Genomic DNA, 12253 nt, shown 5'->3' on the forward strand with positions numbered 1-12253 from the left:
TGTAAATACAATTTAAACAATTCTTAAATTTCTTAATAAAACTTTAATTGAATGTAAAAAAAAATAACTATCTTTTAAAGTGGAATAGTTATTTCAATTAATTTTATACTGTACTTACTCAGTATCTTTTAAAAGTATATTTAGCATTACTGCAAATATAGTCCCCGTGCTTATTCCTGAACCAAATAATAATTTCAAAGATTCAGGTAAAACTGTTAAGAGCTCAGGTCTTGTAGTTATTCCAAGGCCAAGAGCTATAGAAACAGATATTATAATTAAGTTTCTATTATTTATATTAACTTTACTTAATGTTTTTATTCCGCTAGCAGCAACAACTCCGAACATCACTATTCCAGCTCCACCTAAAACAGGGCTAGGTATAGATGCAACTAGAGCTCCCAATTTTGGGAATATTCCAAGCAACATCATAATTACTCCTGATATTATAACCACATATCGACTTGAGACTTTAGTTATAGGAATAAGACCGATATTTTGACTAAATGTAGTATTAGGGCATACTCCGAAAAAACCAGCTAAAAAGCTACCTAGACCGTCAGCCAATACTCCTTTACTTAATTGTTCACTAGAAGTTTTAGTATCTGAAGCTTCACCTATTGCGATTAAACAACCTACAGTTTCTATAGTAGTTACTAGATAAGCTATAATAAATGGAGCAACTCCAGCTAGGCTAAACTTTATTCCATGCTCTAAGATTACAGGTATTCCAGGCAACCCTATCCAACTTGCTTCTTTTATAGGTGTAAAATCAACCAAGCCAATAGGGATACACGTTAAGTAACCTACAAACATTCCTATCAAAATTGAAGAACTGCTAAGAACTCCTTTACCATATATATTAAAACCTACGACTATAATCATAACCATTAAAGCTATACAAATGTTTGTAATGCTTCCATAAGTAGGAGAACCAATACCTCCAGCACACCAATCCATAGAAACAGGAACAAGTGTAAGTCCTATTAAAGTAACAACAGTACCTGTAACAACAGGTGGGAAAAATTTCATAAGAGGCTTTATAAATCTACTCAAAATCATTTCTATAAAGGAACCAAGTATGGTAGCACCAAATATTCCTGCAAGACCCATAGAAGTACCAACTGTTATTGCGGGTCCTACAAATGTAAAAGATGTACCCATAATACAAGGAAGTTTAGCTCCAATTTTGTAAATACCTCTTGCCTGGATGATAGTTGCAAGACCTGCTACAAATATTGTAGAACTAACTAACATAGCTGTAGTTCTAACATCAACACCTATTGCAGGACCTATGACCAAAGGAACTGCAACAATTCCACCAAAAGCTGCAACTATATGCTGAAAACCAAGAAGGATTGAAAGTTGCAAATTTGGTCTATCTTCTATTCTATATAGTAATCCTGAGTTATTTTGATTTTTAATCTTTTGAGAAGAACTATTTTCACTCATAAATTCTCCTCCTAATATAAATTTTGCTGCTAGCTATAATAATTAATCTTCCAAAAGAGCGATGGCTCTTATTGGGGACCCAGAACCTTCTCTAATTTTAAGTGGTAATCCAAAATATAAAAATCTTTTACCTACTAATTGATCAAGATTACAAAGATTTTCTGTGTTGGTGATATCATACTCTCCACATACTAAATGTCCTGAAAAATTTAAGTCTTTTGGATGATCAATTGCAGGAGCATCAACTCCTATATTAACTACTCCAGATGTTGCTAGGTACTTAGCTGCATCATAACTAAGCCCAGAATATTCAGTTTGCCACTTATCTGTGTTAAAATTTCTGTCATAATGACCAGTGTACATTAGCAATATATCACCTTTTTCAATTTGAAGGTTAGAATCTTTTAAGGAAATTTCTATATCCTTAATTTCAATATACCTACTATAAGGAATATTGCTTAAGTCTATACAAATAGCACTTCCAAAAAAATACTCAAGAGGCATATTTTCTATAGTCTTACCACTGGATTTATATTCCCAGACAGCATCAGAATGAGTACCACCATGTTCACTTATAAGTAAATTTCTAGCAGAAAATCCTAAAGTTTTACTTCCGGTTCTTTTCATATTTTCTTCATGAGTCATATTTGTCATTATAAAGGTAGGTTGATGCATTGGGAAAACAGACATACCTTGATAAATTTCTTGTGACAAATCAATTATTTTAAACCCCATTAAAACACCTCCTTAAAAACTTTATTTAATAAGTTATATTCACAATAGCTAGAAAATATAATTTATAAACAAGTGTAAATAAAAAAATTAGAAAACTTACTTTAAACTGCAGAAAAATTCAATAGATAAAAATTAATCATAAGTTTGGATAAATGAAGATTTGCTTGTTTTAATAGTTTATCTACTTATTAAATTTAAAAAAAATAAGGAGATAATTGTATGGAGAAAAAACAATATGTATTAGCAGTGCCAAATTTCAGTAATGGAAAAGACAAAGATGTAATTGAAGCTATTGTAGACGTAGTTAGAAATTCAAATGTAAAGTTAGTGAGCTATGAACCAGAAGCAGATTTTAATAGAACGGTTGTTACATTTATAGGAGAGCCGGAACATGTAAAAGATGCTTTAGTTAATATGGCTAAAAAATCTATAGAACTTATAGATATGAGAGAACACAAAGGAACTCACCCTAGAATAGGAGCACAAGATACTCTGCCTATATTCCCACTTAAAAATATAACTATAGAAGAGTGTGTGAAGCTATCAAAAGAAATAGGGGAAAGGCTACATAAAGAAAGTAAAGTCCCTATATACTTTGCAGGAGAAAGTGCTAGTACAGAAGAAAGAAAGGCATTTGCATATATAAGAAAAGGTCAATATGAAGGTGTTAGAGATCTTTTAAAAGAGATAAAAGATGATAGCAGTAGACAAGAAGAATACAATAATAGAAAGCCAGATTTAAGTGTTGATGGATTATTAAGTGAAAAAGCTGGAGCAACATTATCGAGCGCTGAAGTTAATGGGCTTACAGCTTATAATATATTCCTTGGAACTGAAAATGTAGAGATAGCTAAAAAAATAGCTAAAGCATTAAGAGGACCAAGTGGTGGATTTAGTACTGTTAGGGCAGTTGGAATTAAATTCCCGGAAAAAGAAGGAGTAGTAGTTTCTATGAATTTACTAGATTGTTATCAAACTCCTATTCATAGAGCGTTTGAATTTGTAAAAAGAGAAGCTGAGAGATATGGAGTAATAGTAACTGGAAGTCAATTAGTAGGACCTATAAAGCTAGACTATGTATTAGATACATTTAACTATTATTTACAATTAGAGGATTTTAGAAATGAACAAGTATTAGAAACTCATTTAATGGATATGTAAGGGGGATTTTAAATTATGGATTTAATTATAAAAAATGCAAACATACCTCAAGGAGACGAAATGGTTCTTACTAATATATTAGTAAAAGACGAAAAAATAGTAGGGTTTGTTGATGATATAAATATGATAGATGCAAAAAAAATTATAGATGCAAAAGAAAACTTAGTAATGCCAGGTTGTATAGATTCACATACTCATTTTATGTATCAAGGATTTCCTCATAGAGAAAACTTTTTAACAGGAACAGCAGCAGCAGCTACTGGAGGAGTTACAACTGTAATTGATATGCCTTGTTGTTCAGTTCCTTCAGTTAGAAGTATAGAACAATTAGAAACAAAACTAGGTATATGTGGGCCACAAGCTGTAGTAGATTATGCTATGTGGGGAGGAGTTACAGGAGAAGATGTTCGTGAAGGTTGGATGCATAATGTAAAAGAACAAGCTGATTATGGGGTAGTTGCTTTTAAAGTTTATATGACTCCATCTGTTCCAACTTATCCAAGAGTTACAGATCCAGAAATGTTTGAATGCTTTAAAGCAGTATCAGAGACAGGGCTTCCGATAGGAATACATGCAGAAAATTTTGCAATGTGTGATTTTTATGTAAATAAATTTAAAGAAGAAGGTAGACTTGATGGACCTGCTTGGGCAGAAGCTAGAATGGAGCTTGCTGAAAAGGTAGCTATAGAGTTAGGTATTAGCTTTGCTGAAGCTAGTAAAGCTAGACTGCATATAGTTCATATGAGCACTGGTGTAGGAGCTAAGCTAGTAAAAGAAGCTAAAATGAGAGGGTTAGACGTAACTAGTGAATCTTGTCCTCATTACTTAACTTTAAATTATCAAGATGCTATGACTGAATATGGGCCACTTGCAAAAATAGCTCCACCTCTTAGAACTAAAAAAGATAATGAGGAGCATTGGAAAGGTATAAATGATGGAAGTATAGATTTTATAGCAACAGACCATGCACCATATGAAATAGAAAGTGAAAAATTAAAAGAAGGTACGAACATATGGACTTCATTCCCAGGTATACCAGGAGTTGAGACTATGGTACCTGTAATAGTCAGTGAAGGATACAATAAGGGAAGAATTTCACTAAGTAAATTAGTTGATATACTAAGCACTAATGCAGCTAAACACTATGGATTATATCCTAAAAAAGGTGCTTTAAATATAGGGTCAGATGCTGACTTTGCAATAATAGATTTAAATAAAGAATGGACTATTAAAAATGAAAATTTAGTAACTATGTGTGGATACACTCCACTTGAAGGAATGAAGCTAAAAGGAAGAATAATTAAAACTATAGTCAGAGGTAATTTAGTTTATGAAGATGGAGAAGTTGGAGTTTTGGGAAATCTAGAGAATTATGATGTTTTATTTAATAATCCTGAAGAATTAACTAGTGGAGAATATAAAGTTAGTTATAGAAAAGATCATCCAGAGTTAATCCTTGAACATGTTAAAAATATAAAAGGTATAAAGGTTAAACCAGGATTCGGTAAATTTATAAAACGTCAAACAATAAGTAAGTTAGATAAAAATATCAAGTTCTAATGTTGATTAGTGGTGGAGAGGGGAGTTATGAATTGCTTCTGTCGCTAAAGACCTGAAGTGCGCGGTCTTTAACGCTTCTTCAGCAAGTCACAACTCCCATACTCTATACTATCAATCTTTAGAAACTTAATTTTTTCGGTGAGGAAAGAGAATAAGAGGGGGATTTATTATGAAAAGACATGCAATTTTAGTTATAGATATGTTAAATGATTTTGTTGGAGAGAAAGCTCCATTAAGATGCCCAGGGGGAGAAAAAATAATACCTGACCTTCAAAAACTTTTTGCTTGGGTTAGAGAAAGAAATGCTAGAGGATTAGACGATGTTCAGTTAGTTCATATACAAGAAGCTCATAGAAAAAATGATGCTGATTTTAGAGTTAGACCAGTTCATGCAGTTAAAGGAACTTGGGGTTCTGATTTTATAAAAGAACTTTATCCACAAGGTGAAGAGTATATAGTTCCAAAGAGAAGACATAGTGGATTTGCACATACTGATCTAGATTTATATTTGAGAGAAGAAAATATAGATACTGTAGTTGTTACTGGAGTATGGACTAATGTATGTGTTAGAAGTACTGCTAGTGATGCATTATATAATGCGTATAAAGTTATAACTTTAAGTGATGGAGTTCATTCTAAAAATGATGAAATGCATGAAGCAGGGCTTAGGGATTTAAGCATATTTACAAAAGTTATGACTATTGATGAGTATATAGATGCATGGGAAAAAGACCTAGACCCTTGGGTTGGAGGCGGAGATACAGAAAACAAAGTAGAGTAGTTTAAATAGTTTTGATATTCTGGGCAAGGTGCATGGTAGATATAGGAATTTGCTTCATACAAGCTGGGAAGATGCTTGTAAATGTCGCTGCATTCCCTATATCTACCACGCACTCACAGACCATAATATCAAAACTATATAACTTTATGTATGAGAGAAAAAGATAGGAAGTGGAAGGGAATTTTATGAAAATTGTTGTTGGAATTTCAGGTGGTAGTGGAGCAATTTATGCTTTAGGAATTTTACAAGCATTAAGAGAACTTGGTGTGGAGAGTCACTTGGTAGTTTCTAATATGGGTGAATATGTTGTTGAGCATGAGTGCGGTGTAAGTTTAGACGAGCTTAAAGAAATGGCTGACTTTTATTATGAAAATTACGATTTAGCAGCACCGATAGCGAGTGGATCATTTAAAACAGATGGTATGATAATTGTTCCGTGTTCTATGAAGACATTGGCTTCAGTTGCTCATGGATTTAGCGAATCTTTATTAACTAGATGCGCTGATGTATGCATTAAAGATAGAAGAAAATTAGTATTACTTCCGAGAGAAACTCCTTTAAGTTCTATTCATCTCGAAAATATGCTAAAGCTTTCTAATATAGGGGTTACTATTATGCCTCCTACTCCAGGATTTTATAATCATCCTCAGGATATAAGTGATATTGTTTCATCGATTATAGGAAGGTGTCTAGATCAATTTGAGATAGAACACAATTTACTTAAGAGATGGGGGGAATAATATGGAGAGCCAAATGCTTAGATTTACTTTAGATAAATTAGAAAAATCAGGGTATCTAAAAACTTGTAAAAAGAGAGTTGATAAAGAATTTGAATTAGGAGCTGTACTTAGGTATTTTGATAATGAAGTACCCATAGTTTTTAAGAATATAAAAAATTATGATACAGATTTAGTTGGTGGAGTATACGGAAATAGAAAAATATTTAATGATTTAATGGATGTAAATGAAGAAAATAGAATTTATAAATTTATGGATGCTATAGCAAATCCAAAATCCTATAAAGAAGTTAAAAGTGGACCTATTGCTCAAAATATTATAACTAAAAATATAGATATAAATAAATTATTTCCGATTCCTACATCGCATGAAAAAGATTCATCAAATTTCATAACAGCAGGGATGTTAATAATAAAAGATCCAGAAACTAATGACACACATATGGCAGTTAGAAGATTCCAAATAAATGATAAAGATAATATAAGTGCTTTAGTATCTGGAGCGTCTCCTCATTTGAATAATATAATTAAAAAAGCTGAATTAAATAATGAAAAGCTAGAGTGTGCAATAGTTTTAGGATATGATGCAGAATTTTTGATAGCATCTCAAATTAGTTCTTCAAAATATGGGCTAGATAAGTATGAGGTTTATAGTTCTTTAAAAAATGAACCGCTTGAAGTTGTAAAGTGTAGTAGTGTAGATATATTAGTTCCAGCATTTTGTGAAATTGTAATCGAGGGGTATTTAGATCCAAATAAAAAAATAAAAGAAGGGCCTTTCGGGGAACTTATGGGATATTATGGTGAAGTATCAAATCATCCAACTATAGACGTTAAAGCTATAATGCATAGAGATAATCCAATTTTTCAACATGCATTTCCTTCAAGGGAAGAACATTTATCAAATGGTCTTATAAGAGAGGTTGAAATATATAGTGCTTTAAAAAATATAGTGGATGTAATAGATGTTAATGTAACGATAGGCGGAGGATGTAGACTTCATGCAGTTGTAAAGATAAATAAGAAAAATGAAGGAGATGGAAAAAGTTCCATACTGACAGCACTTGGAAGTAGTAAAGACTTAAAACATGTGGTAATAGTTGATGATGATGTAGATATATATAGCTATAAAGATGTAGAATTTGCAATAGCTTCAAGAGTGCAAGCAAGTGAGGATGTAATTATAATACCTAATGCACTGGGAAGCCCATTAGAAGCCTCTCATGTAAATAAAGGCCTTAGCGATAAAATGGGAATTGATGCAACAAAGCCTTTGGACAATGAATTGTTTAATAGAGCTATAATACCAGGTTATGAAAATATAAACATAGATGATTATTTTTAACTTCTTATGTTAAAGGGGTGAGTATGATTGAAAGCACTAGGAATAGTAGAAGTAAAAAGCTTAATAGGTGCAATTCAAGCTGCGGATACAATGTTAAAATCAGCAGATGTAGAGTTAGTTGATATAGATTTGGTGGGATCAGGGATAGTGGCAGCAATTATAAAAGGAGATGTAGCAGCTGTTAAAGCAGCTGTTGAAAATGGAGAAGAAAGTGCAGGAAGATTAGCGGAAATAATATCCACTAATGTAATAGCTAGACCTCATGATGAAGTAAGTAAAATTTTATAGGTGGTGGTTAAGTGGCAGATTTATTGACAAAAGTTGTTATGAAGAACATATCAAATAAAGCACTTAATAAAACATGCAAAAAAGAAGAAAGTAAAAAAATTGAAAATATAAATTGTAAAGAAGTAGAAATTTTAAAAAGTATACTATACAAGAATAGTAAAAAAAATAATTTAAATAATTTTAATAATGATAAGCATATAAATAAAGAAATGAAATTTAAATCATTAAAAGATTTAAATCACAATATAGTTGTAGATAAAAATATACATACAAATAATAAATGTAAAAACATGATTAGCTTAAAAGATTTAGCTAAATAAGGGGGGATAATATGAGAAAAGCCCTAGGGATGATTGAAGCTGTAGGACTTACTACAGCGATAGCAGCTCTTGATGCTGCAAGCAAAGCAGCGGATATTACGCTAGTAGGATATGATAAAGTAATAGGTGTTGAAAAAGCGGTTAGTGTAACCATACATATAGCTGGGGAGGTTGCAGCAGTAAATGCCGCTATCGATGCTGGTGTTGAGGCAGGAAACAAAGTTGGAAAAATTGTTTCAAGTAAAACGATAGCTAGACCTCATGAAGAAATTGATGTTTTAATCAAAGAATTTGAAAAAAATCTTAAAGTAAAAAATATTAATAAAAAAGTAATAGAAAATAAAAGCGAAGAAAATAATTGATAAGGGAGGAATTTATTATGGGGCAAGCGCTAGGAATGATAGAAACTAAAGGTTTGGTAGGTGCAGTAGAAGCTGCAGATGCTATGGTTAAATCAGCTAATGTAACTTTAATGGGATATGAAAAAATAGGATTTGGATTAGTAACTGTTATGGTAAGTGGAGATGTAGGTGCAGTTAAAGCTGCTGTAGATGCTGGAGCAGAAGCAGCAAGAAATGTAGGTGAACTTCATTCAGTACATGTTATCCCAAGACCACACTCAGAAGTTGAAAGAGTAATTTTAAGCAGAGATTAAATAGATGAAAGAAAAAATTGATTTTACAAAAAATATATTGAATAAAATAAGTAAAAATATAAAAAAAGATAACAAAAAAGAATTTAGTAATTGTAAAACTCTTATATCAAATAATAAATTTAATTCTATAGACGACAATTCATATGTAATGATACCTACAAATCACAAGAATATAAAAGAAATTCTTGATCTCTTAAATAATAATCATACTAAATATAAAAATAAAACAATTGATCATGAAAACAACAAAGACGAAGCAAGGAAGGAAATAATAACATTAAATGATATTATGAATTTAAATGAAGGAAGTATAAGCATATCAAAAAATACTATAATAACTCCAATGGCAAAAGATTATATAAAACAAAAGAAAATAAAAATTGAAATAGGGGGATAAACATGCAAATAGGAAAAGTTATAGGAACAGTAGTTGCGACTAAAAAAGACGATTCGCTGGTAGGAAGCAAATTAATGATAACTCAACCATTGAACTTAAAAAATGAAATAGATGGTAAACCACTAATAGCTGTAGATACAGTAGGAGCTGGAATTGGAGAACTTGTAATATATACAGAAGGTACAGCGGCTAGAAATGCAACCAAAAAACTACAATCATCAATAAATGCAGCTATTATAGGGATAGTGGATAATATAGATGTTTGGGAGGATTAAAATTGAAATATATAAAACAAGCAATAGAGTATAAGGAGTTAATAGATACACTTATGAGTAATAAGCACCATGCAGATATTGTTCTGTATGGTGGGAACATTGTAAATGTACTGACTAAAGAGATATACACAGGAGATATAGCTATAAATGGGAAATACATATTAATGGTGGGAAATTGTGAGGATTTAATAGGTGAAAACACTATAGTAGTAGATGTCCGTGGTAAGTACTTGTCTCCTGGATTTATAGATTCACACATGCATTTTGAAAGTAGCATGCTAACAGTTACTGAGTTTTCTAGGCTTTCTATACCATCAGGAACTACAACTTTGATAGCGGATCCTCATGAAATAGGAAATGCTTTAGGTACTGTTGGAATGAAAGCTATGGCAGATGAAGCAAGTTATGTTCCAAACTATGTAAGATTTGTAGTTCCTGCGTTAACTCCAGATTGCCCTAGTCTTGAAACAGCAGGAGTTGATGTTAGTTCTAAAGATATGGAAGATTTGCTAAACTATAAAAATATAATAGGTATAGGAGAACTTCAAGGATTTAGCAATGCAAAACATGTATACAACAATACTCCAGAAATAATAACAGATTTATTAGCATCGACTACTTATGCTAAAAGTATAGGGAAAATAGTAGATGGTAATGCTCCGGAATTGTTCTCGAATGAACTTGCTGCACATATAGTGTGCACTGGTGGAAAATGTTCTTGCCATGAAACAACTACTAAATCCGAATGTATAGAAAAGTTAAGACAAGGTGTTTATGTATTCATGAGAGAGGGATCCACTCAAAAGAATATGGGGGAATGTATAAAAGCAATAACAGAAGAACATTTGGATTCAAGAAGATGTATATTAGCTACAGATGATATGGTGGCAAAAGATTTACAAGAATTAGGGCATATGAATGAAATAATAAAAAGAACTATAAGAGAGGGTGTAAGCCCTGTTGAAGCTATACAAATGGCGACAATAAATCCTGCAACTTACTTTAATTTAGAGGATAGAGGTGTACTAGCTCCATCAAAAGTTGCTGATATTTCAATAATAAATGATTTGAATGATATGGATATAGAAGCGGTTTTTATAGAAGGAAAGCTTGTAGCTTCTAATAAAAAACTATTGATAGACTTGCCTAAATATACTTATCCTAATAGTGTGAAAAATTCTGTTAAAATAGGTAAAATAAATGAAAAAGATATAGAAATTATAAGTAAGGAAAAAGAAGTTGTTGCGAGATGTATAAAAGCAATACCTGATCAAAACTTGACTGAATGTATGGAAGTTAAATTGAAAACTAAAAATAACGTAGTAGAAGCAGATATAACGAATGATATTTTACATATTGCATGTATTGAAAGATATGGGAGAAATAATAATATAGGTAAAGCTTTTGTTAATGGTTTTGGACTTAAAAAGGGAGCATTTGCAGAGAGTATAGCTCATGATACTCACAATATAACTGTTGTTGGAACTAATATAAACGATATGGTAGTTGCTGTTAACAAGGTAATAGAAATGGGCGGAGGTATTGCTGTTGTTAATAAAGGTCGAGTATTAGAAGAACTAAGATTAAATGTAGGAGGACTTATTACAGATGAACTTACAGGAAGTGAAGTTAGTGAAAAAATAGATTTACTAGAAAATATGGTAAGTAAAGATTTAGGTGGAAATTTACATGCTCCATTTATGCATTTATCCTTCTTAGCTTTATCTACTAGCCCTAAATGGAAAATTACTGATAAGGGATTAATAGATGTAAATAATTTTGAAGTTTTAAGTCCTATATTATAGCAATTAAAATAGGTTGTTTTAAAGTGAGTATGCTCCGGATAAAGATGTAAGTTTTGCTCATACAAGCGATAGTACGTGCTTGTAAATGTCACTAAAACTTACATCTTTATCCTTCGCTAACTTTATTTTAAGACAACCTATTTTTTACACTCTAAGAAATAAGAATGAATAAAAAATTATAGATGAACTAAAAAATATATGTAATAATATACTTATATAAATGCAGCAGGGGGTAACTTATGAAAAAAGAAATATATAATAAATTAGATGAACTCGGGATAAAATATAAAATTTTAGAACATGATGAAGTGTTTACAGCTGATGAATTTTATGCAGTTACAAAGGACATGCCTGGACATCATTGTAAGAACTTGTTTTTAAAAAACTCTAATAAAAGTGTTAATTATTTAGTTGTAGCAAAACACGATAAAGCTGTAGACTTAAAAGAAATAAAATCACAAATTGGAAGTAGTAGACTTTCATTTGATTCACCTGAAAAATTGTATGAATTAATGAAGGTAACACCTGGGAGTGTAAATCCATTTAGTATTATAAATGATGAAGATAGTGTAGTAGAAGTTATAATAGATAAGGATTTATTAGATGGTCAAAATCTTAATTTTCATCCAGCTATAAATACAGAAACATTTAATATATCTGGATATGATTTTATTAAGTTTTTAGATTATATAGATAATAATGTTGTTAAGGTTAATATATAAAATATAAAAAATTAAGTATGGAT

The 12253-nt window shown here is 31.3% G+C and carries 15 protein-coding genes; 13 read left to right on the top strand and 2 right to left on the bottom strand.

Going from position 1 to position 12253, the window contains the following annotated elements:
• Positions 1-114: 114 nt before the first annotated feature.
• Both RWY47_RS14115 and RWY47_RS14120 read right to left on the bottom strand, forming a co-directional pair.
• Positions 115-1449: a uracil-xanthine permease family protein gene (locus RWY47_RS14115; RefSeq protein WP_224170200.1), complete on the bottom strand. Its 1335-nt coding sequence runs from the start codon at positions 1447-1449 to the stop codon at positions 115-117.
• A gap of 42 nt (positions 1450-1491) precedes the next feature.
• Positions 1492-2184, bottom strand: coding sequence for a cyclase family protein (locus RWY47_RS14120; RefSeq protein WP_150842983.1), 693 nt, complete (start codon positions 2182-2184; stop codon positions 1492-1494).
• 219 nt (positions 2185-2403) lie between these two features.
• Here RWY47_RS14120 and ftcD point away from each other — a divergent pair, with 219 nt between their 5' ends.
• The 13 genes from ftcD (at position 2404) to RWY47_RS14185 (ending at position 12230) form a co-directional block, all read left to right on the top strand.
• The gene (gene ftcD, locus RWY47_RS14125; protein WP_224170201.1) at positions 2404-3345 is read left to right on the top strand and encodes a glutamate formimidoyltransferase; all 942 of its coding nucleotides are present in this window, start codon (positions 2404-2406) and stop codon (positions 3343-3345) included.
• Positions 3346-3360: 15 nt separating this feature from the next.
• Positions 3361-4905 carry a dihydroorotase gene (locus tag RWY47_RS14130; protein ID WP_224170202.1) on the top strand — a complete coding sequence of 515 codons (1545 nt, stop codon included), beginning with the start codon at positions 3361-3363 and terminating at the stop codon, positions 4903-4905.
• Positions 4906-5074: 169 nt separating this feature from the next.
• The gene (locus RWY47_RS14135) at positions 5075-5686 is read left to right on the top strand and encodes a cysteine hydrolase family protein (RefSeq protein WP_021431060.1); all 612 of its coding nucleotides are present in this window, start codon (positions 5075-5077) and stop codon (positions 5684-5686) included.
• Positions 5687-5871: 185 nt separating this feature from the next.
• On the top strand, positions 5872-6426 hold the full coding sequence (locus tag RWY47_RS14140; RefSeq protein WP_150842981.1) for a UbiX family flavin prenyltransferase: 555 nt from the start codon (positions 5872-5874) through the stop codon (positions 6424-6426).
• Position 6427: 1 nt separating this feature from the next.
• Positions 6428-7768, top strand: a complete 1341-nt coding sequence (locus tag RWY47_RS14145) for a UbiD family decarboxylase (RefSeq protein ID WP_150842980.1) — start codon at positions 6428-6430, stop codon at positions 7766-7768.
• 27 nt (positions 7769-7795) lie between these two features.
• Entirely contained in the window at positions 7796-8056 is a 261-nt protein-coding gene (locus RWY47_RS14150; protein ID WP_021431056.1) for a BMC domain-containing protein, read from the top strand.
• An 11-nt stretch (positions 8057-8067) separates the two neighbouring features.
• Positions 8068-8376, top strand: a complete 309-nt coding sequence (locus tag RWY47_RS14155) for a hypothetical protein (RefSeq protein WP_025161888.1) — start codon at positions 8068-8070, stop codon at positions 8374-8376.
• Positions 8377-8387: 11 nt separating this feature from the next.
• Positions 8388-8738 carry a BMC domain-containing protein gene (locus RWY47_RS14160; protein ID WP_021431054.1) on the top strand — a complete coding sequence of 117 codons (351 nt, stop codon included), beginning with the start codon at positions 8388-8390 and terminating at the stop codon, positions 8736-8738.
• A 14-nt stretch (positions 8739-8752) separates the two neighbouring features.
• Positions 8753-9031, top strand: a complete 279-nt coding sequence (locus tag RWY47_RS14165; protein ID WP_270659173.1) for a BMC domain-containing protein — start codon at positions 8753-8755, stop codon at positions 9029-9031.
• A gap of 4 nt (positions 9032-9035) precedes the next feature.
• On the top strand, positions 9036-9428 hold the full coding sequence (locus RWY47_RS14170; RefSeq protein ID WP_025161889.1) for a hypothetical protein: 393 nt from the start codon (positions 9036-9038) through the stop codon (positions 9426-9428).
• 2 nt (positions 9429-9430) lie between these two features.
• Positions 9431-9703 (top strand): EutN/CcmL family microcompartment protein, encoded by a 273-nt coding sequence (locus RWY47_RS14175; RefSeq protein ID WP_021433307.1) that lies wholly within the window; start codon positions 9431-9433, stop codon positions 9701-9703.
• A gap of 2 nt (positions 9704-9705) precedes the next feature.
• On the top strand, positions 9706-11508 hold the full coding sequence (locus RWY47_RS14180; RefSeq protein WP_224170203.1) for an adenine deaminase: 1803 nt from the start codon (positions 9706-9708) through the stop codon (positions 11506-11508).
• Between the two features lie 239 nt (positions 11509-11747).
• Positions 11748-12230 carry a prolyl-tRNA synthetase associated domain-containing protein gene (locus RWY47_RS14185; RefSeq protein ID WP_224170204.1) on the top strand — a complete coding sequence of 161 codons (483 nt, stop codon included), beginning with the start codon at positions 11748-11750 and terminating at the stop codon, positions 12228-12230.
• Positions 12231-12253: the final 23 nt, after the last annotated feature.

Source organism: Paraclostridium sp. MRS3W1, assembly GCF_032465715.1.
Lineage (GTDB): Bacteria > Bacillota > Clostridia > Peptostreptococcales > Peptostreptococcaceae > Paraclostridium > Paraclostridium dentum.